Source organism: Arthrobacter sp. AG1021, from assembly GCF_003633665.1.
GTDB lineage: Bacteria > Actinomycetota > Actinomycetes > Actinomycetales > Micrococcaceae > Glutamicibacter > Glutamicibacter soli.
The window spans coordinates 242,944-263,128 of record NZ_RBLB01000007.1 but is presented as its reverse complement, the minus strand read 5'-3'; the positions used below and the strand labels follow the sequence as shown (position 1 = coordinate 263,128).

The following is a 20,185-nucleotide window of genomic DNA, read 5'->3' as shown; positions in this document are numbered from 1 at the left end:
TCTTCCCTATGCACGGGGTGTCCATGCGCTGCTGTGGCAAAAGAGCGGGGAAGTTCACCTGCCGATAACTTGGACCGACTTAGTTTCAGAGGCCTTGAAACGATAGTCTTGGAGGGTATGTATTTTTCTACGGACCGCAACCAGCGGCCTCGTAATTTCCTATGGAGTTGATATGGCGCCACAGTCCAAGCTTGATCAGGTCATTTCCCTCGCAAAGCGTCGCGGGTTCGTCTTCCAGGCCGGTGAAATTTACGGCGGTTCCCGCTCCGCATGGGACTACGGGCCCCTGGGTACCGAACTGAAGGAAAACATCAAGCGCGAATGGTGGCAGAACTTCGTGCGCGGCCGCGAGGACATGGTGGGTCTTGACTCGTCCATCGTCCTGCCCAAGGCCGTCTGGGAGGCCTCCGGCCACGTCGCAACCTTCACCGACCCGCTGGTCGAGTGCACCCAGTGCCACAAGCGCCACCGCCAGGACCACCTGATCGAGGCCTTCGAGGCCAAGAAGGGCCGCGCCCCGCAGGACGGCATGAGCGAAATCGCCTGCCCCGACTGCGGCACCAAGGGCCAGTTCACCGAACCGCAGCAGTTCTCCGGCCTGATGAAGACCTTCCTCGGCCCGGTGGACTCCGAAGCCGGCCTGGCCTACATGCGCCCGGAGACCGCCCAGGGCATCTTCGTGAACTTCGCCAACGTGCTCACCGCCAGCCGCAAGAAGCCGCCGTTCGGCATCGGCCAGATCGGCAAGGCCTTCCGCAACGAGATCACCCCGGGCAACTTCATCTTCCGCACCCGTGAGTTCGAGCAGATGGAGATCGAATTCTTCACTGCTCCGGAAGACGCACCGAAGTTCTTCGATGCGTGGGTTAAGGACTGCTGGGACTGGTTCCTGGACTTGGGCATCAAGGAAGAGAACCTGCGCCAGTTCGACGTTCCCGAGGATGAGCGCGCCCACTACTCGGCCGGCACCATCGACTTCGAGTACCGCTTCGGCTTCCAGGGTTCGGAATGGGGCGAGCTCATGGGCGTCGCCAACCGCACCGACTACGACCTGTCCAGCCATGCCAAGGCCTCGGGCGCAGAGCTGAGCTACTTCAACCAGGCCACCGGCGAACGCTACACCCCGTACGTGATCGAGCCGTCCTTCGGCCTGACCCGTTCGATGATGGCATTCCTGGTCGACGCCTACACCGAGGACGAAGCCCCGAACACCAAGGGCGGCGTGGACAAGCGCACCGTGCTCAAGCTCGACCCGCGCCTGGCTCCGGTCAAGGCCGCGGTGCTGCCGCTCTCGCGCAACGAGAACCTCTCGCCGAAGGCCAAGGACCTGGCCGCCGAGCTGCGCAAGCGCTGGAACATCGACTTCGACGATGCCGGCGCCATCGGCCGCCGCTACCGCCGCCAGGACGAAATCGGCACCCCGTTCTGCATCACCGTGGACTTCGACACCCTCGAGGACCAGGCAGTGACCATCCGCGAGCGCGACACCATGGCCCAGGAGCGCGTCTCCCTGGACCAGGTGGCGACCTACCTCGCCGAGCGTCTGAACGGAGCCTAGGCGCCCGATGAATGAACTGGAATTCCGCCCCTGGCGTTCCGGGGACGACCTTGAGCTGCTGCAGATCTTCGGCGACCCGCGTTCCCCGCAGGCCCACCAGGATCGCACCATGCTGCGCGAGAACAGCGATGCGCCGTTCTCCCGCACGCTGGTGGCCACCGTCGACACGGTGGCCGTCGGCGCGGGCGTCGTCTTCGCCTCGTCGCTGCACCCGCAGCGGCTGTGGCTGTACGTCGAGGTCGCCCCGGACATGCGCCGCAACGGCGTGGGCACCGAACTGGTGGCGCGGCTGCGCGAGCAGATCCCGGCGGGGACCGCGAGCGAGCTCAAGGCCCGCTACACCGTGACCGCCGGCGACAGCGCGCAGGCCGCCGCGGCGTTCTGCGCCGCACTGGGCCTGGGCGAAATCCAGGTCTCGCGAGACGTCATCATCGAACCCGGAGCCCTGGCGGAACCGGTGTTCGACACCAATGACCGCGTCATCGAGGAGCTGTCCACCGGCAGCGTGGAACTGACCCGCCTGGTCATGGACTTCTACAATGCGGTGCACTCGGACTGGGACCCGGCGGCCATGACCGTGGGCTCGGCCCAACGTATGCTGCTGGACGAGAACACCGGGGCGCAGGCCGCGCTGGTGCTGCGCGATAAGCCGAAGTCCGAGGGCGGGGTGCCGCTGGCCTTCGCCGTCAGCTACATCCCTGCCCGCGAGAACGCCCCCTCCGACGTGCTGGTGGGACACAACCCGGCCTTCAGCGACGACGAGGTGGCCGAGGCGGTGCGTGACATGGTCGCCATGCTGGTCTACCAGTACCCGGTGAAGCTCGAAGTCGACTCGTCGATGTTCGTGCTCTCCTCGCTGGTCGATGCGCTGGCCAGCGTGGAGCAGGCCACCGTCATCTCCACAACCCACATCATGGCCAGCGACGCAGCTCGCTAGCCATGGCACACCGCAACGGGACCTGCATTGCAGGTCCCGTTGCAGTTTGTGAACCGAACATCTACCGCACGAAAGCCAGCTCTTGACCTCCCGCACCACCACGTTGCCGGTTCACACCGGCGGTACCCTGCTTTTCATCCTGCTCAGCGTCGGTTCCGGGCTGCTGCTGTCCATCCAGTCGTGCATCAACGGTGCGCTGGCCACGGCGCTGGGCGACCCGATCGCCGCGGCCACGTTCAGCTTCGGGGTGGGCATGCTGGCCCTGGTGCTCACCGCGCTGGTGACGCCCACGGCCCGTCGGGGTGCGCGGCGGATCCCTGCGGTGCTGCGCGAGCGCCGGTTCCCCTGGTGGTACCTGGCCGCCGGAGCGGTCGGAGCGATGATCGTGTTCAGCCAGTCCGCCACGGTCCCGCTGATCGGGGTGGCCCTGTTCACCGTCTGCCTGGTCACCGGGCAGTCCATCGGCTCCATGGTGATGGACCGCGTGGGCTTCGGCGGGGCGGTGCCGCGCAAGATCAACGCGCTGCGCGTGGCCGGCGTGGTGCTGACCATTGCGGGTGTGGTGTGGGCGGTGAACCCCGGCGCGGCCGGAACCGAGCTGTCCAGCCAGCTGCTGCCCATGGGCTTCGCCCTGCTGGTGGGCATGCTGATGGGCTTCCAGGGCGCGGCCAACGGGGCGCAGTCAGCGGCCTACGGCAGTGCGATCGCCGCCACCATGGTGAATTTCGTGGTGGGCTTCGCGGTGCTGGCCACCGTGCTGCTCGCGCGCTTGGCCGGCGGGGTGGAGCTTGCGCCGCTGCCCACCGAGCCCTGGTACTACATCGGCGGGCTGCTGGGCTGCATCTTCGTGGGCCTGACCGCCACCGTGATCAAACGGCTGGGGGTGCTGGTCACCAGCCTGGCCGCGGTGGGCGGGCAGCTGGTCGGTTCGCTGGTGCTGAACATCGTGGTGCCGGCCGCCGGCAGCCACGTGAGCACCGCGACGGTGCTGGGCACCTTGCTGACCCTGCTGGCGGTGGCGCTGGCTTCGGTATCGGGGGCTCGCGGGACCACCGCAGCGGTGGAAACCCGGCAGAAAATCCACCGCTAGTTCTGGACGAAACGCCGTTTACCTGGTGTTTTCCTTGCCCGAGTAGGCTGATTCCATGAACAGCGAGCAGCACACCCCAAGGGGATCGGCGTGGGAAGTGTTCCGGGTCTTCCTGAAGCTAGGATTAACCTCTTTCGGCGGGCCGATAGCGCACCTGGGCTACTTCCGGACCGAGCTGAGCGAACGCCGCCGCTGGGTCACCGACACGCAGTATGCGCAGCTGGTGGCCCTGTGCCAGTTCCTTCCCGGGCCTGCCTCAAGCCAGGTGGGTTTCGCCCTGGGCCTGCATCGCGCCGGGATGCGCGGGGCGCTGGCCGCCTTTGCCGCCTTCACGCTGCCCTCCGCGGTGCTGCTGGCCCTGTTCGCCTACGGCGCCTCGCTCTTCTCCGGGACGATAGGCCAGGGGGTGCTCTCCGGGCTGAAGATCGTGGCGGTGGCCATCATCGCCCAGGCGGTGCTGGGCATGGCCAAGACGCTGACCCCGGATACCACCCGCGCCACGATTGCGGTGGCCGCCGCGCTGGCCGCCCTGCTGCTGGGCGGCAGCCTGGGACAGGTGCTGGCGATCGTGCTGGGTCTGGCGGCCGGCTACTTCTTTTGCCGAACGCCTGAGCTTGCACAGGCAGGGAGCTCGGAGGCGCCGCTGCGTTTCACTGTCAGCCGCCGTGCCGGCGTTGTCAGCCTGGGCACTTTGGCCCTGCTGCTGGTGGGTGCCCCGATTGCGGCGGCGGCCACGGGGTGGGGAGCGCTGTCGCTGTTCGACGCGTTCTATCGTTCGGGCGCGCTGGTCTTCGGCGGCGGGCATGTGGTGCTGCCGCTGCTGCAGGGCGCGGTGGTGGACACCGGCTGGGTCTCGAACCAGGATTTCCTGGCCGGATACGGAGCGGCGCAGGCAGTGCCAGGGCCGCTGTTCACCTTCGCCGCCTATCTGGGAACCATCTCCACGGTGGGTCCTGGCGGCGTGCTCGGTGCAGCGATCGCCTTGGCGGCCATCTTCCTTCCCGGCTTCCTGCTGCTAGTGGGGGTGCTGCCGTTCTGGAACAAAGTGTCAGCGCATCCGCGGGCGCAGGCCCTCATGCGCGGAGCCAACGCGGCGGTGGTGGGTATCCTGGCCGCCGCGCTATACAGCCCGGTGTTCACCAGCGCGGTCACGGGAGCAGGACAGTTCGCCCTGGGCCTGCTGTGTTTCGTGCTGCTGGTGTCGTGGAAGCTTCCGCCGTGGAGCGTGGTGGTTATCGGCGCTCTGGGAGGAGTTCTGCTGGCGCTGGTCGGAGCCTGAGGACCTTGGTGCCGGCCGCCTGGTCATGCGGGCCGCGGCCCTCGCGCTGTACCTCGGGCATCAGCAGATAAATCGCCGGCAGCACGTTGACGACAACCGCCGCCGTGTAGAGCCAGACCGGAAACATGCTGCTGGCGGTGGAAGCGATGGCCGCGAAATTCCAGACGGAGAAAGGCGCGATCTTCTACGGCAGCAGCTTGCCCGCGATGCGCAGCAGGATCTGCGGTAAGGAAGCCCGTTCACCGGTGCGCCCGTCGACGACCTGCAGCTGCAGCCGGCGTTGGCCCAGTGTCGCCCGGGCGGCGGAGGACTCGGTGGGAAACAGGGAGCTGCCCACGGGCAGCGCCAGGACCGCGAACCCAGCAGCTGTGCGCCGGTCGGGCTCAGCTCAAGCCAGTTATAGATCTTGCCGGTGCTTAACCAGAGCAGAGCGACGGTGGCCGCGAGCGCCAGCATCCACCCGAGGATCACCAGGTAATCCACGAGCGAAGCCAGAACCCGACCCCAAAAAGCGGGTCTGGTCGACTCCTGCGCGCCCGCCACGGCTGTACGCTAACACGGCTCCGGAGGCCTGCCATGGCTTGCGGCGTTATCGGCCCAGCCCGCTGATCGTGTAGTCGCGGGTGATTGCGCTGGTCATTCGTCCCCACAAACTCGAAGCCCCGCGTTCTTGGTGGGTCCTGAACGCCTCTGGATCGGTGAAACGTTCCTCGACCAACCAGATCAGCGGATCCTGCGTCGGTGCGACCTCGAAAAGGATGCAGCCCGGCTCCTTGCGGGTGAGCTCGATATGCCCGGGGAGATAAGCCGTCACCAGTTCGGCTTCCGTCGTGTTTTTGCACAGCAGCTGGCCGCTCAAGCGCACGTGGTCCATTCGTCAATTCTCCGTTTCGGTTGAGTCCCGGTCGGATTCCTTCGCCCGTTGATGCCTAAGGGTTCAATACCGATCGACCCCTGCAGGCTTCGAGCCCAAAGGCAAGAGGCGAAGGCGCCCTGGCCAGTCGTTGTCCGCCGTGGGATCACGCGTCGTCTCCGGCCAGGAGCGCGCCTTCCTTGCCGCACCCCTCGCGGCGGTGCCCGGGATCAGTCCGCCAGTTCCGTGAAACTCACCTGTCCGTCGGGTCCGGCCACGGCCAACAGCGAGCCGGGCAGGGTGGCCAGGGCCTCGGTGATCCGGTTGGCCAGCTGCTGGGTGATTTCCTCGGGCAGCCGGGGGCCGCTGGACGCGATCCAGCGCACCGCCAGGCCTTCGGTGAGCTGCAGCGTGGACAGCAGGTGGTCGCTGCCGTGCGGCGCAACCACGATGAGCGTCCGTGCTGCTGCCGGGGCCGGCTCGGTCGGAACCGGGGAGCCTGCGGACGGGGCCGACGGGGCTTGGGGCCGTCCGGCGGCCAGCCGTTCCCGATCCGACTTCCACAGCGCGAAATGGTAGGCCGATACGCCCGCGGTGGCGAGCAGCCATCCCAGCGGGCCGCGGATGTAGTCCAACAGGTTCAGCGCAGCAGACGTGCCGGCCACCAGGATCTCGAAGACGCGGTAACCGACAATCAACAGCGCAACCAGGGCGACCACGGCGCTGACCCCGAAGAAGAGCACCAGGTACACGCGCCGGGACTCTGGATCTGCCGGGACCCCCGGACGGAAGTACAACGCCCAGAACACCACACCGACTACTGCCAGCGCGATGCCGGTGCGCAGCACCGACGGCGCGGTGTCGGAATTCAGCGGCGAGGAGACCGAAGCGAGCAGCGCGTTAACTACCATGCCCAAGCCGCTGGCCAACAGCGCGAGTGAAATGCCGCTGATGATCTGCCGCGACACCGTTACCACCAGCAGGCCGCGGCCGACGAGCTGCCAGTGGTGGTAGATCCAGAAAATGGCTCCGGACAGCAGCGCGGAGATCGCCAACGGCCCCGAGTCCGCGAAACGTAGGCCCATCTCGGTGAAATCCCACGGCAGCGGGATGACGATGTTCAACGTCGCCGTGGCCGCCAGCAGCGTGGCCAGCGCGGCCAGGCAGACGCCGACCAGCATCACCACGAAGGAGTTGAAGTTATCGCGCAGGGCCTGGACTCGTTGCAGCTTCCAATGCCAGAACCACAATGCGGCGGCGCCCAACACCCAGATCACCGAGCCCAGCAGGCGCGGCAGCGGACTCTGGCCCACCAGAGTGACGGAGGGAACGAACAGCAGATCCAGTGCGGTGCGCAGTGCCACGGCCAGGGAGAAGGCGGTCAGGCCCAGCGCATAGGCGTTGCCCAGGCAGGCCGCAAGGTGCGGCAGTTCGCGCGGCGCGTACTTCACTGAATTCAGCATCCGGAATTGCCAGAAGGCCACCAAGCCCCAGCCCACGACGGTGCCGGTCAACTCCTGCCAGGAATTCGAGGCAATGCCGTCGACCTGGCCGGACAGCAGCCGCAGCAGCGCGACCGAGGACATCACCAGCGCGATCAGGTAGACGGCAGCCCCCTGCAGGGACCAGATGGCCGAATCGGTGGGGTGCGCGTCGATTAGCTTCTTGCGGATCCACACCCACAGCAGCCAAGCCAACGGCCCGGGGATGACGGTGAAGGCCAAGGCGGTGGCCAGGACCAGCTGCCGGTCGTCGTCGACGACCAGGCCACGCAGGGCCATGCCGACGAGCAACGACAGCCCCGTGCCCAGCAGGATCAGCAAGACCAGCAGCAGGCCGTGCAGGATCAGGCCGCGCAGGGCATTGACGGTCTGCCCGGTGGCGTATTTCGACGGTGAGCTCATGGCTAGAGCCCCATTTCTTCGGCGGTGCACAGGCCCATCTGCCACGGTGTAGCGGTGATCAGCCAGGTGCCGTTGACCTTCTTCAGTTCGAAGACGTCCTGCGATTCGTAGGATTCGAAGAACAACCCGCCTTCGCTCCCATAGGCCATGGACACGGTAATGGTCGACGTCTGTTCGGTGGTGGCCTCGCGAACCAGGCTGACCCGCGCGGTCTCACCGCCGCTCGAGTAGGGGTCGCAGACCTGCTTGTCGCCGCCGTCCTCGACAAGCTTCTGCGCCGCGGACAGGTCCGAGGACTGGAACGCGAGCACGTAGCGCTGGACCACCCCGGCAGGGGTGTCCGCATCGCGCAGCGGAGGAGCAGGGCGCAGGGAAACAACAATCAGGGCGGCTATAATCAAGCCCACACTGATTGTTGCCAGGGCGATCAAGGCACCCTTCGCGGGCGCAGAAATACTTGTCATAGCCTAATTTTCTACTACCGCGGATTGATAAACCAGTACAGTGACATTGCGGTTTGATCAAGATCTCACCACGGGATTTGCCCCCATGGGCGATAATGGAGAGGTGACGACCCTGACTGATGTGCAAAGCGAAACGCCGACCCTCAAGCTGCCCCCGCTGCAGCTGGGCAAACTCACCATCGAGACCCCGGTGGTGCTGGCCCCGATGGCCGGCGTGACCAACCGCGCCTTCCGCCGGCTGTGCCGCGAATACGGCGGCGGGCTGTATGTTACCGAGATGGTCACCGCCCGCGCGCTGGTCGAGCGCAACCCGGAATCCATGCGCATCATCTCCCATGACGACGACGAAGACATCCGCTCCATCCAGATCTACGGCGTGGATCCGGCCACCGTCGGCGCCGCCGTGCGCCTGGTGGTGGAAGAGGACCGCGCAGACCACATCGACTTGAACTTCGGCTGCCCGGTGCCCAAGGTAACCCGCAAGGGCGGCGGCTCGGCCCTGCCGTGGAAGACCGACCTGTTCACCTCGATCATCGAGTCGGCCACCCGCGAGGCGGCCAAGGGAGATGTCCCGCTGACCGTGAAGATCCGCACCGGCATCGACAACGACCACCAGACCTACCTGGAATCCGCCAAGATCGCCCGCGACCACGGCGCCGCCGCGGTGACCCTGCACGCGCGCACCGCGGGCCAGTACTACGCCGGCCACTCCGACTGGTCGGCCATCACCACCCTGCGCGAGGCCATGGACGACATGCCGGTGCTGGGCAACGGCGACATCTTCAGCGCCGAGGACGCCATCGAGATGGTGGAGCAGACCGGCGCCGCCGGCGTCATGGTCGGCCGCGGCTGCCAGGGCCGCCCGTGGATCTTCGGCGACCTGCAGGCGGCCTTCGAGGGCCGTGCCGACCGCATCCGCCCCGGCGTGCGCAAGGTCGCGGACACCGTGTACCGCCATGGCGAGCTGCTGGCCGAGTTCTTCGAGGACGAGGGCAAGGGCATGCGCGACATCCGCAAGCACATCGCCTGGTACTTCAAGGGCTACCCGGTGGGCGGGGAGATCCGCTCCCAGCTGGCCCAGGTCCCGTCCCTTGCACGCCTGCGCGAACTGCTGGACCAGCTGGATTTGGACCTGCCGTACCCGGGCGAGGCCGCCGAAGGCACCCGTGGACGCGCCGGCCACCCCAAGAAGACCCACGTCCCTGACGGCTGGCTGGACACCCGCACCATGACCGATGCGCACCGCGAAATGATCAAGGCCGCCGAGCTGGACATCTCCGGCGGCTAGGCCAGCTTCTACGCCGACGGTGGATAACCCCGGCGGCCCGCCAATTAGTCACTAGACTTGGAGCTATGACTCAGATCCCCGGATACACCGATGCCGATGCGGAACGCTGGGTGCCCGAGCCGGCCAAGAAATCCTACCGCACCGCCTTCGAACGTGACCGCGCCCGCGTGCTGCACTCCTCGGCGCTGCGCCGGCTGAGCGCCAAGACCCAGGTGGTCGCCCCGACCCAGGACGACTTCGTGCGCAACCGGCTGACCCATTCCCTGGAGGTGGCCCAGGTGGGCCGCGAGCTGGGCGCGGCGCTGGGCTGCGATCCGGACGTGGTGGACACCGCCTGCCTGGCCCACGACCTGGGCCACCCGCCCTTCGGGCACAATGGCGAGAAGGCGCTGGACAAGCTGGCCGCTGGCATCGGCGGCTTCGAGGGCAATGCCCAGACCCTGCGGCTGCTGACCCGGCTGGAAACCAAGACCTTCAGGCACAACGGCCACTCGGCCGGGCTGAACCTCTCGCGCGCCTCGCTGGACGCTGCCTGCAAGTACCCGTGGCTGCGCGCCGACGCTCCGCATGTCGACGGGAAACCCACCCGCAAGTTCGGGGTCTACGCGGATGACGCACCGGTCTTCGACTGGCTGCGCTCGGTGCCCGAGGCCCAAACCGGCGTGGTGTGCATGGAGGGCCAGGTCATGGACCTGGCCGATGACATCTCCTATTCAGTGCATGATGTGGAGGACGCCATCGTCGGCGGCAACCTGCAGCTGCGCTGGCTGAAGCAGGACGCCGCCCGTGCGCGGGCGCTGCAGGTCACCAAGGACTGGTACCTGCCCACCACCGCGGAAGAGGACATCGAGGCGGCGCTGCGCCGCTTGGAGCAGAGCCAGGAATGGGTGGCGCACTTCGACGGATCGCGCCGCTCCATGGCAGGGCTGAAGGACATGACCAGCCAGTTCATCGGGCGCTTCGCCGCGGCCGCGATGGACGCCACCCGCGCCCGCTACGGCACCGGGCACCTGACCCGCTACAACGCGAGCCTGATAGTCCCGGAATCCACCGCGCACGAGATCGCGGTGATGAAGGGCATCGCCGCCAGCTACGTGATGACCTCTGAGGGGCGCCAGCCGCTCTACGAGGACCAGCGCACGCTGCTTTCGGAACTGGTCCAGCTGCTGATGGAGACAGGCCGGGACAACCTGGAGCCCATCTTCGCCGCGGACTGGGAGGACGCGGCGGATACGGACGCGCAGCTGCGCGTGGTGATCGACCAGGTTGCCTCGCTCACCGACGTGTCGGCCACCCAGTGGCACTCCTACCTGGTCAAGGGCGAGGCCCCGGACGCAACGCTGTTTTAGAAGGGAATCATGGCAGGGCTGATCAAGCGCGAAGACATCGACGAGGTGCGCAACCGCACCGACCTGCGCGAGGTCGTCGAATCCTATGTCACGCTCAAATCCGCGGGCATCGGCTCCTTCAAGGGGCTGTGCCCGTTCCACGACGAGCGCAGCCCCTCCTTCCACATCCGCCCGCAGCTGGGCACCTTCCACTGCTTCGGCTGCGGGGAGTCGGGCGACGTCATCGCCTTCATCCAGAAGATGGACCACTCCTCGTTCACCGAGACCGTGGAGCTGCTGGCCGCCCGCATCAACTACGAGCTGCACTACGAGGACGGCGGCCCGGGCCCGCGCCGCGAGGACTACGGCAAGCGCCAGCGCCTGGTCGACGCGCACAAGGTCGCCGAGGAGTTCTTCCGCGCCCAGCTGGAAACCCAAGAGGGGGCCGCGGCGCGCGAGTTCCTCACCGGCCGCGGCTTCGACGAGCAGGCGGTGGCGCACTTCTCGGTGGGCTACGCGCCCAAGGGCTGGGACGGGCTGCTCAAGCACCTGCGCAGCCGCGGCTTCGTGGACGAGGAGCTGAAGCTCACCGGCATGTTCTCCGAGGGCAACCGCGGTATCTACGACCGCTTCCGCGGCCGGGTCATGTGGCCGATCCGCGACCTGTCGGGGGCGACCATCGGCTTCGGCGCGCGCAAGCTCTACGAGGACGACCAGGGCCCGAAGTACCTGAACACCCCGGAGACCCAGCTCTACAAGAAGTCCCAGGTGCTCTACGGGCTGGACCTGGCCAAGAAGCAGATCTCCAAGGGACGCCAGATCGTGGTGGTCGAGGGCTACACGGACGTCATGGCCTGCCACCTGGCCGGCATCACCACCGCGGTGGCCACCTGCGGCACCGCCTTCGGCACCGACCACATCAAGATCTCCCGCCGGCTGCTGCAGGACGACGGCACTGGCGGCGAGGTGATCTTCACCTTCGACGGCGACGCGGCCGGTCAGAAGGCGGCGCTGCGCGCCTTCGAGGAGGACCAGCGCTTCATCGCCCAGACCTACGTGTGCGTGGAGCCAACCGGCGCCGACCCCTGCGACCTGCGCCTGCACCGCGGGGACGAGGCGGTGCGCGAGCTCATCGAGAACAAGCGCCCGCTGTTCGAGTTCGCCATCCGCGCGGAGCTGAAGAAGTTCAACCTCGACACCGTGGAGGGGCGCGTCCAGGCGCTGCGCCAGACCGCGCCGATCGTCGCGGCGATCCGCGACTCGGCGATCCGCCCGGCCTACGCCCGCGAGCTGGCCGGCTGGCTGGGCATGAACAACGAGGACGTCAACCGGTCGGTGGCAGCGTCCATCAAACGGGCCAAGCTGCCGCGCAACGCCGCCGCGGCGCAGCCCCCGGCACACGCCCAGGACCACGCGCCGGGAGCCCAGGCGGCGCCCGCCTTCGAGCGCCCGGACAGCCGCGACCCGGTGATGCGCCTTGAACGCCAGGCCCTGGAAGTTGTCATCCAGCAGCCGCAGCGCCTGGCGGATGAGCAGTGGCAGGCCTTCTACGAGGCGCGCTTCATGGCCCCTGCCCACGCCGCGGTGCATGACGGGATCGTGGCGGCCTCCACCGCGGGCGCCTCCGCCGCGTCCTGGGTGGAGGTCATCCGCGAGGAGGTGCCCGAGCAGCTGCGCAGTTTCGTCTCCGAGCTTGCGGTGACCATCATTCCGGCGCTGGACGAGCACAACCTGAATCGGTACTGCTCGGATATCATCAACGGATTGATTGAGCTTCAAATCACACATCGCAAGGCGGAGCTGATCGGCAAGCTGCAGCGCGCCGAGATGGATCCGGACGGCGACGAATATTCCCAGATCAACAAGGAATTGTTGGAGCTGGAGATGCGCCGGAGGATCCTTCGCGGAACCTAGCGCACCGATTTTGCATTCGGGAATACCTCGGGTAAAGTTATATCTCGTTGCAATCCTCCATAGCTCAATTGGCAGAGCATTCGACTGTTAATCGAAGGGTTACTGGTTCAAGTCCAGTTGGAGGAGCCAAGGAAAATCTCCCTGCCGTATCATACGGCTGGGAGATTTTTGTTTCCCCGGAAATCAGTGCTCCCAGAGCCTGCGCGATTCCAGGTACCAGAAGTAGGCGAACAGCCCGATCTGGAACCATTCAACGATGAACACCGCCTGCCGCACCCCCAGCCAGACGAGGACCGGCCAAGCGGCAAGGCCCGCTCCCATCAGCCAGAGGATCGCCGCGTAGTGGGTCCGCCGTCCACCGCTGGTGTCGCCGTCGCACAGGCCCCGGTTCCCAGATGGCTGGCGATGGCCACAGCCATCGAGCACACCAGCAGGAACGCCGCGGTGATATGGACGCCGGCAAAGTACGTTCCCTCGATAACCCGCCAGATGACCAGCAGCAAGAATGCTGCCAGCAACAGCCCGCACAAAATCATCAAGAAGCGCCGCCGCGGCGTGCCCAGCAGGTCGGGGCTCGGCCAGCGCCGGGTCCGCCGGCCCAGATAGGCAAAGACCGCGGTGACGATGAGCACCGCGATGATGGCCACGCGCACGGACAGGACGGCGCGCGAACGCCCCGCCTCATCGAGCAGGTCCAGCGAGGCTTCGAAGCGGGTGGGAACCAGCGCGACGAACATGGCGTAGAACCCCGCCAGGTTCAGGGCCAGATCCTCCATCGGCGTTCCGGAATACACGACCAGCAGGATGCCGGTGGCGACCACCATGGCGACGAACAGGTCCCGGGCCGGTCCGAGGTAGTAGGAGCTGATCGAGTCCTCGATCCGGTGGTTCACCACCGCGTAGATGAGAATCGCGACGATCAGCAGCAGCGGCACGACCAGCAGCATCAGCCGCACGTAGCGCAGGGTCTCCAGTCCGTGGGGACGATCCGTCATGTTGCCCATAACCGCATTCTGCACCGGGGCGGCAGGCTCTGGCTAGGGGAAAGGGAGGGAATATCGAGTGGAGCCATTCTGTCGGTTGCCCTTGGAATGATGAATTCCAGGTCGTTCAAGACCTCGGCAGGCAGGAGGGCTGCACCTTCTGCCGCTGCTGAAACCCGGTGCGCCGAGTGCGCCATCATCACTCGAGGAATCATTCATGTCTGTTGGAAATCAGCTGGACCCCGGCCCCCAGATGCCGGCACCGGCACCCGCCCCGGTTGCGAAGTCGTCCGCCGGAAAGGGCCTGGGCGTCGCGGCCTTGGTCATCGGCATCGTTGCACTGTGCCTGTGCTGGGTGCCGATCGTCAACAACTTCGCCGCGGTGCTGGGCTTCATCGCCCTGGTCCTCGGCGTCATCTCGCTGATCATCGCGTCCAAGAAGAACGGCGGCAAGGGGCTGGGCATCGCCTCGACCGTCATCGCCGTCGTGTCCATCGTGCTGGTTTTCGTCACCCAGGCCGCCTACGTGAAGGCGCTGGACGAGCTGTCGGCCACCATCGAGGATGCCAGTGACGGCGAAGTCGCCGCGTCGGACGAAGTGCTGGAACAGGCGCAGGATCCGGCCCAGGCTCTGGGCCTGGGGCAGTCTGCCGGCATCGGCGAATACACGGTCAGCGTGGATGCGGTGAACCTGGAAGCCGACAAGGAAATCGCCGCCGCGAATCCGTTCAACGAGAAGCCCGAGGGCCAGTACGTGCTGGTCGACCTCACCACCGAATTCAACGGTGCCGAGGAGGGCGACCCGTGGATCGACCTGACGGTCGAGCTGGTCGGCTCCGATTCGCGCATCTACAGCACCACGAGCAGCATGGCGGTGACTGAGCACCCGGCAACGGATGTGCCGACCCTGACCGCCGGGGGCGAAGGCTCCTACCAGCTGGCATTCGACGTGCCTGCCGCGGCGGTCGAGGACGCCAAGATCCGCGTGACCGAAACGCTGTCCTTCAAGGACGAGTCCGGCCTCTGGGCCACCAAGTAGTTCCAGCTCGCACGAACAGCCGCAGGATTGAATCCTGCGGCTGTTTGTTTTTGGCCGTATCGTCCGCCCCTGGTCTCAACCGCGGGTCTTGCTCCTGAATACGAACAGGGAGATGACCCATGCCGCTGCGAGCAGGCCCAGCAGCCAGGCCACGGAGACCCAGATCGACGCATCCAGAGCGGCCCCGGTGAGCAGCGAACGCAGCGAATCAACGATGGCGGTGATCGGCTGGTTCTCGGCGAACCAGGCTACTGCGCTCGGCATGGAATCGGTGGGAACGAACGCCGAGCTGATGAACGGCAGCAGGATCAGCGGGTAGCTGAACGCGCTGGCCCCGTCCACGGTCTTGGCGCTGAGCCCGGCGATAACCGCGATCCACGTCAAGGCCAGGGTCGTGAGCAGCAGCAGGGCCGCGGCGGCCAGCCAGTCCAGGACGGTGGCCTGGGGCCGGAAGCCGGCCAGGAAGGCCACGCCGATGACCAGCAGCAAGGAGACGGCGTTGGCCGCCAGCGAAGTCAGCACATGGCCCCACAGCATGCTCGAGCGGGAGATGGGCAGCGAGCGGAGCCTGAGCATCATGCCCTCGGACATGTCCAGGAACAGCCGGTAGGAGGTGTACGCGACGCCCGAGGCGATGGTGATGGCCAGGATTCCGGGCAGCATGTAGTTCACGTAGGATTCGCTGCTTCCGGTGTTGATCGCCCCGCCGAAGACGAAAACGAACAGCAGCATCATGGCAATCGGGGTGATCGCGGTGGTGATGATGGTGTCGGGGCTGCGCAGGATGTGGCGCAGCGAACGCCCGGTGAGTATGCGGGTGTCGTGCAGCGCTGCGATGCTCATGATCAGGCTCCTTCCGGGGCGCCGGCGGAGCCGACGAGGGTCAGGAAGATGTCTTCCAGCGTCGGTTCCTTGAGAACGTGTTCGATCGTGGCCGGCGGCAGCAGCTTGCGCAGATCGGCCAGGGTGCCTTCCTGGATGATGGTGCCGTCGTGCAGGATGGCGATCCGGTCCGCCAGCTGTTCGGCCTCGTCCAGGTATTGGGTGGTCAGCAGCACGGTGGTCCCGGAAGCCGCCAGCTCGCGGATGATGTTCCACATCTGGATCCGGGACTGCGGGTCAAGGCCGGTGGTCGGCTCATCCAGCAGCACCAGCGGGGCGCCTCCGACCAGGCCCATGGCCAGGTCAAGCCGCCGGCGCATGCCGCCTGAGTAGGTCGAGGGCCGGCGGGCGCCGGCTTCGGTGAGGTCGAAGCGTTCGAGCAGCGCGTCGGCTGCCCGCTCCGGGTCCGGATCCCGGCGCAGCCTGGCAAGCAGGATCAAGTTTTCCCGGCCGGTGAGCACGCCATCGATGGCGGCGAACTGTCCGGTCAGGCTCAACGACTCGCGCACCTGGCGGGGCTGGGCCGCGGTGTCGAAGCCGTTGACCAGCACCTGCCCGGCGTCGGCGGACAGCAGCGTGCTGATGATCTGGACCAGCGTGGTCTTGCCGGCTCCATTGGACCCCAGCAGCGCGTAGATGCTTCCGGCGGGCACTGCCAGGTCCACCCCGCGCAGCACGTGCAGGTCCTTGTAGGACTTGCGCAGCCCGTGGACCTCGATTGCCTGCATGGCTACTGCCCTTCTTCCTTCCGTTCGGCCTGGTCGATTGCCTCGATCAGCCGGGTGCGTTCCTTGTCGATCCAGCGCTGGCCTCCGTAGGCCGCGGTGAATTCCTCGGCGAATTCCACCGGGTTCTCACCGACGATGTCGCGTACCGGAGTGCCGGCCGCGGCGGCATCCTCGAAGAGCTCGGCCAGGTCTCCGAGCATGGCGACCAGGATGTCTCCGTCGGTGACTCCGCCCTGGTAGAGGAAGTAGCGCTGCAGCGCGGCGGCAGTTTCCTTGTACGGGGAGGCCAGTGCCTCCAGCCGCGCGACGTTGCGCTTGTACTGCTTTTTCTGTTCCAGGGATCCGGTCATCATTTCGATCCATTTGGCTGCCATGATTCAGTGTCCTTTGCTTTCGTGGGGGAGGTTGTCGATGCGGCTGACCAGCTCGTTCCAGGTGGACCAGAAGTCCCTGAGCTGGGCCCTGCCTGCGTCGTTGAGGGTGAAGACCTTGCGCGGCGGCCCCTTGGCGGAGGGGACCTTGTCCACCGCGACGAGCTTCTTGGTTTCGATGCGGATCAGCAGTGCGTAGATGGTGCCTTCGGCGATGTCGGTGAAGCCGCGTTCGCGCAGTTCAGCGGTGATCTCGTAACCGTACGCGGGGCGTTCAGCGAGGATCGAGAGGACAATGCCTTCAAGGGTGCCTTTCAGCATTTCGGTCATCTGTGTTCCCATGGCATCTCCTGTCTACTTAGCGATGTTGAGTACAGGTAGATAGTAGAACTCAGTAGTGGTAGTTAGCAACACTTAGTAGTGAAGTTTTTTCCAGTTCAGGGCAATCGCGGTTCCCACATGGAATTGGGCGCGCACAAATTTTCCGGTCGGAAGACCCCGACAACTAACTAGGCTGGGAACCATGGACGATGCAGCAAGATGGCGGTTGATTGATGAGGAACGCCAGCGCCTGGACAACGTGCTGGCGGCGCTTCAGCCCGGGCAATGGGAGCTGCCGACGCTGTGCGAGGACTGGGACGTGCGGCACGTGGTCGCGCACCTCAGCGCGGCGGGGTCCACCGCGACCCCGGGGTGGCTGGTGAACATGGCACGCTCGGGGTTCAACACCGACCGGCACAACACGCGGCTGCTGGCCGGCCAGCTGGGGCGGGACTTCTCCGAAACCTTGGCGCGCTATCGCCTGGCCCGCACCCGCCGCATCGCCCCGTTGGGCTCCAGCCAGGGTTTGCTCGGCGAGGTGCTGGTGCACGGGCAGGACATTGCCCGGCCCAACAACCTGGCTTTGGAGCCATCGGCCCCGGCGGTGCGGGAGGTCGCAGAGTTTTTCGCAGCCAAGGATTTCGCGGTGAACAGCAAGGGCCTGGTCAAGGGGCTGGCCCTGGTTGCGCTGGACAATGATTTCGCCACCGGGGCCGGCCCTGAAGTGCGCGGAAGCCTGCTGGATCTGGTGATGGCAATGGCCGGGCGGCGCGAAGCCTGCCCCCGGCTCGAGGGCGACGGAGCCGCCGCCCTCGCCGCCCGCATCGGGTAGGGCGCCGCAGCGGAACACAGCATGGTCCCGGCGTGGCGCCCGTAGAGAAGAAAGGGCTACTTCATGGCAACGAGCGCCGAAGCCAACGGGTTCTCCAACTCTCCGGCATACAGCAGCCCGCCGGACTGGTCCGCAAGATTCAGCATCTGCTGGTTGTTGCGCAGCTGGAGGCGGTTCAGGCAGGAGAGCGGGAATGCTTGAACGAACAGCCCCAACCGGTCGAAGTCCTCGGCGAATAACGGGTACGCGCTGCGGTAGCCCAGCAGACGCTGGGAGACAATGCGCCAGAAGTCGTCCTCGCCCAGCACCTCTTCGGCATCCAGCAGCGGCGCGAGGAAGCGGAAGAACGAATCGAAGACATCGGTGAAGATCGACAGCACCGGGTCGCCGCCGGTGCGTACCCGGCGAATCTCTTCGGGCAGTTCAACCCTGTCCGAGAGCACCGCAATCTCCTCGCCCAGGTCCTTGAGCAGCACCCGCTGCACCGCCCCGTCCTTGAGCACCAGGATGACGTTCTCGCCATGCGGCATGAACACCAGGTCATAGGCGGCCAGGCAATGGACCAGGGGAACCAGATACGCGTCAAGGTAGGCGGCCAACCACTGCTCGGGGTCCAGGCCGCTGCTGCGGATCAAGGCCGCGGCGAAAGACCGGCCCTGGTCATCGACGTGCAGCAGGCTTGCCATGGTGGCCAGGCGCTCGCCGTCGGCCAGCGTGCCGATAGGGGATTCCCGCCACAGGGCTGCAAGCATCTTGCGCTGCGCCGCCGAAGCGTCGGTGGCTGCCTCGAACTGGGGGTTGCGGTATCCCACCGCGGCGACTTCGCGCAGCAGCGCCACCGGCTGGGTGGAAAGCACCGCGTCCTTCTCGAAAAGCTCGCCCAGCCATTGGTTGATCGCCGGGGTGGCCTTCATGTATTCGGCGCTCAGGCCCCGCATGAAGCCCATGTTGAGGATCGACATGGCTGTCTTCACGTAGTGCCGTTGCGGGGCATCGACGTTGAAGAAGGTGCGGATGGACTGCTGCGGCTGGTAGTGATCCGCGCTGGCGCCCAGCCAGATCAGCTTCCGGGCGGCGATGTCGTTCGCAAAGGTGATGGACAGCCTGTTCTCCCACTGCCATGGGTGCACCGGCATCAGGATGTAGTCCGCTGCGGTGCCTCCGGTGTCGCCGGTGTCGCGGAGTGCGCGCTCCAGCACCCCCTCTAGCCGTGCGCGTTCGCCCGGGTCCAGTTCATCGGCCAGCAGGCCATCGTAGTCCAAGGTGTCGATCGAGCTGAAATGCGCCCGCGAACGGTGGGCCGCGACCCAGCCCAAGGGCAGTGCCGTTCCCGTCTCCGGGGCGTAGCGCAGGTAGTCTGCGCGGCCCAATCCCATGCGCCCGTTGTTGGCGACGAAGCATGGATGTCCTTCGGTCATAGCCGCTTCGATCCGCTGGAACGACTGCGCTGCAGTGCCGGCGAACTGCGCCAGCTGCGCGCTGGAGTGCGAGGCCTGCAACTGCTTGTAGCAGTGGCTGCTGAGCGTCGAGGAGAGCTCTTCCAGGTAGGTGGGCAGCTGCGCTTCGCTCAGGGTGAGCTCCTGGCGGTAGAGCGTGACGAAATCGAGCACGTCGACCCCGGCCGGCTGCCAGGAACCGTCAGCGAAGCGTTCGTGGATGATCGAGGACGGCTGCACCAGCCAGTGGTTCATCCGGTACCGCCCGGCGGTGAACCGGTAGCGGTGCCCGTCCTTGTGCAGGCTGTACCACTGCTCGCCGTGCTCTGCCGGTTCCAGCAGCCGTTCATGGCTGAATTCGCCCAGCGCCTTGGCCAGCACATGGCGGTTGGCGCGTTCCCAGCGCTCGGGGGACAGCACGGTACCGGTCAGTACCGCGCCGGTGGCCTGTTCGAATTCAGCGCGGGTGATGATCGACAGCAGCGCATGCTTGGTGCCGCCGTCCGCCTCGGTCAGCCGCACCGGGCCAACGGGCCTGAAGCCCACCCTGGCATTGAGCGCATGGATCGACTTGTTGCGCAGGTCCGGTTCGACGATGATCCGCTGCACCCGCGGATCGTCGAAGCCCTGCTGCACGGCGGCGGCCAGGGCACGGTAGGTGAACCCCGCTTCGGGTGCGGTGGCGGCCGGGGCCAGGAAATGCAGACCGAGATCGCCGGGAATGTGGCGGTAGGCACCGGCCAGCGGGGACTCCAGCGGATCGTAGAGTTCCACCAGGAAGCGGGGATCCTGGTGCTCCAGTCCCAGCAGCACTTGGTAGCGCGGCGTGTCCAGCAGCTGCGCGTAGGCCGACTCCACCTGTGCAGCGGTGGCGTGGCGCATTCCCCAGAACGCGGCGTGCTCGGTGGCGATCCAGGAATGCAGCAGCTGCGTGTCGTGCGGCAGGCTGACGGTACGGAATTTAAAAGTCATGGGTGC

General features: G+C 66.4%; 20 protein-coding genes and 1 tRNA gene. 10 read left to right on the top strand and 11 right to left on the bottom strand.

All coding sequences use genetic code 11. The features are described 5' to 3' along the window. The first annotated feature begins 172 nt into the window (after window positions 1-172). From DFO58_RS06695 to chrA, 4 genes are all read left to right on the top strand, one after another. Complete coding sequence (locus tag DFO58_RS06695) at window positions 173-1,558, top strand: glycine--tRNA ligase (RefSeq protein WP_047118567.1); 1,386 nt, start codon at window positions 173-175, stop codon at window positions 1,556-1,558. Window positions 1,559-1,565: 7 nt separating this feature from the next. Beyond that, on the top strand, window positions 1,566-2,495 hold the full coding sequence (locus DFO58_RS06690; RefSeq protein WP_120989806.1) for a GNAT family N-acetyltransferase: 930 nt from the start codon (window positions 1,566-1,568) through the stop codon (window positions 2,493-2,495). A gap of 82 nt (window positions 2,496-2,577) precedes the next feature. Beyond that, on the top strand, window positions 2,578-3,585 hold the full coding sequence (locus DFO58_RS06685) for a DMT family transporter (protein WP_120989804.1): 1,008 nt from the start codon (window positions 2,578-2,580) through the stop codon (window positions 3,583-3,585). 55 nt (window positions 3,586-3,640) lie between these two features. After that, window positions 3,641-4,864, top strand: coding sequence for a chromate efflux transporter (gene chrA, locus DFO58_RS06680; RefSeq protein WP_120989802.1), 1,224 nt, complete (start codon window positions 3,641-3,643; stop codon window positions 4,862-4,864). A gap of 184 nt (window positions 4,865-5,048) precedes the next feature. Here chrA and DFO58_RS18415 read toward each other — a convergent pair whose 3' ends face one another. From DFO58_RS18415 to DFO58_RS06665, 4 genes are all read right to left on the bottom strand, one after another. Further along, on the bottom strand, window positions 5,049-5,201 hold the full coding sequence (locus tag DFO58_RS18415) for a hypothetical protein (protein WP_181728039.1): 153 nt from the start codon (window positions 5,199-5,201) through the stop codon (window positions 5,049-5,051). Window positions 5,202-5,453: 252 nt separating this feature from the next. After that, window positions 5,454-5,738, bottom strand: a complete 285-nt coding sequence (locus DFO58_RS06675; protein WP_120989800.1) for an antibiotic biosynthesis monooxygenase — start codon at window positions 5,736-5,738, stop codon at window positions 5,454-5,456. 209 nt (window positions 5,739-5,947) lie between these two features. After that, window positions 5,948-7,621 carry a DUF5671 domain-containing protein gene (locus tag DFO58_RS06670; protein WP_120989798.1) on the bottom strand — a complete coding sequence of 558 codons (1,674 nt, stop codon included), beginning with the start codon at window positions 7,619-7,621 and terminating at the stop codon, window positions 5,948-5,950. Window positions 7,622-7,623: 2 nt separating this feature from the next. Beyond that, window positions 7,624-8,085 (bottom strand): hypothetical protein, encoded by a 462-nt coding sequence (locus DFO58_RS06665; RefSeq protein ID WP_147407210.1) that lies wholly within the window; start codon window positions 8,083-8,085, stop codon window positions 7,624-7,626. A gap of 103 nt (window positions 8,086-8,188) precedes the next feature. Between DFO58_RS06665 and dusB the strand changes: the two genes are divergently transcribed. The 4 genes from dusB (at window position 8,189) to DFO58_RS06645 (ending at window position 12,744) form a co-directional block, all read left to right on the top strand. Continuing rightward, window positions 8,189-9,373, top strand: a complete 1,185-nt coding sequence (gene dusB, locus DFO58_RS06660; RefSeq protein ID WP_120989796.1) for a tRNA dihydrouridine synthase DusB — start codon at window positions 8,189-8,191, stop codon at window positions 9,371-9,373. A gap of 65 nt (window positions 9,374-9,438) precedes the next feature. Next, the gene (locus DFO58_RS06655; protein ID WP_120989794.1) at window positions 9,439-10,722 is read left to right on the top strand and encodes a deoxyguanosinetriphosphate triphosphohydrolase; all 1,284 of its coding nucleotides are present in this window, start codon (window positions 9,439-9,441) and stop codon (window positions 10,720-10,722) included. Between the two features lie 9 nt (window positions 10,723-10,731). Beyond that, window positions 10,732-12,615 (top strand): DNA primase, encoded by a 1,884-nt coding sequence (dnaG, locus tag DFO58_RS06650; protein WP_120989792.1) that lies wholly within the window; start codon window positions 10,732-10,734, stop codon window positions 12,613-12,615. A 53-nt stretch (window positions 12,616-12,668) separates the two neighbouring features. Further along, a tRNA-Asn gene (locus DFO58_RS06645) sits at window positions 12,669-12,744 on the top strand. Between the two features lie 54 nt (window positions 12,745-12,798). Here the strand turns inward: DFO58_RS06645 and DFO58_RS18745 are convergent. Next, a complete protein-coding gene (locus tag DFO58_RS18745; RefSeq protein ID WP_286163508.1) occupies window positions 12,799-12,936 on the bottom strand; it encodes a hypothetical protein in 138 nt (45 codons plus the stop codon). Further along, window positions 12,936-13,619, bottom strand: coding sequence for a hypothetical protein (locus DFO58_RS06640; RefSeq protein WP_286163507.1), 684 nt, complete (start codon window positions 13,617-13,619; stop codon window positions 12,936-12,938). The genes DFO58_RS18745 and DFO58_RS06640 overlap by 1 nt, the downstream gene beginning before the upstream one ends. A 196-nt stretch (window positions 13,620-13,815) precedes the next feature. On the opposite strand from DFO58_RS06640, the gene DFO58_RS06635 reads away from it, so the two are divergent. Further along, window positions 13,816-14,637, top strand: coding sequence for a DUF4190 domain-containing protein (locus tag DFO58_RS06635; protein ID WP_120989790.1), 822 nt, complete (start codon window positions 13,816-13,818; stop codon window positions 14,635-14,637). 75 nt (window positions 14,638-14,712) lie between these two features. Here the strand turns inward: DFO58_RS06635 and DFO58_RS06630 are convergent, their stop codons facing one another. Genes DFO58_RS06630 through DFO58_RS06615 form a run of 4 tightly spaced genes read right to left on the bottom strand, consistent with a single transcriptional unit; the run spans window position 14,713 to window position 16,960 of the window. Then, a complete protein-coding gene (locus DFO58_RS06630) occupies window positions 14,713-15,480 on the bottom strand; it encodes an ABC transporter permease (RefSeq protein WP_120989788.1) in 768 nt (255 codons plus the stop codon). 2 nt (window positions 15,481-15,482) lie between these two features. Beyond that, complete coding sequence (locus tag DFO58_RS06625) at window positions 15,483-16,247, bottom strand: ABC transporter ATP-binding protein (protein ID WP_120989786.1); 765 nt, start codon at window positions 16,245-16,247, stop codon at window positions 15,483-15,485. 2 nt (window positions 16,248-16,249) lie between these two features. After that, window positions 16,250-16,621, bottom strand: coding sequence for a DUF1048 domain-containing protein (locus DFO58_RS06620; RefSeq protein WP_047118256.1), 372 nt, complete (start codon window positions 16,619-16,621; stop codon window positions 16,250-16,252). Window positions 16,622-16,624: 3 nt separating this feature from the next. Next, window positions 16,625-16,960: a PadR family transcriptional regulator gene (locus DFO58_RS06615; protein WP_047118257.1), complete on the bottom strand. Its 336-nt coding sequence runs from the start codon at window positions 16,958-16,960 to the stop codon at window positions 16,625-16,627. Between the two features lie 181 nt (window positions 16,961-17,141). Between DFO58_RS06615 and DFO58_RS06610 the strand changes: the two genes are divergently transcribed. Further along, window positions 17,142-17,771, top strand: a complete 630-nt coding sequence (locus DFO58_RS06610; protein WP_120989784.1) for a maleylpyruvate isomerase family mycothiol-dependent enzyme — start codon at window positions 17,142-17,144, stop codon at window positions 17,769-17,771. A 56-nt stretch (window positions 17,772-17,827) separates the two neighbouring features. Here the strand turns inward: DFO58_RS06610 and DFO58_RS06605 are convergent, their stop codons facing one another. After that, a complete protein-coding gene (locus tag DFO58_RS06605; protein WP_120989782.1) occupies window positions 17,828-20,179 on the bottom strand; it encodes a GNAT family N-acetyltransferase in 2,352 nt (783 codons plus the stop codon). Window positions 20,180-20,185: the final 6 nt, after the last annotated feature.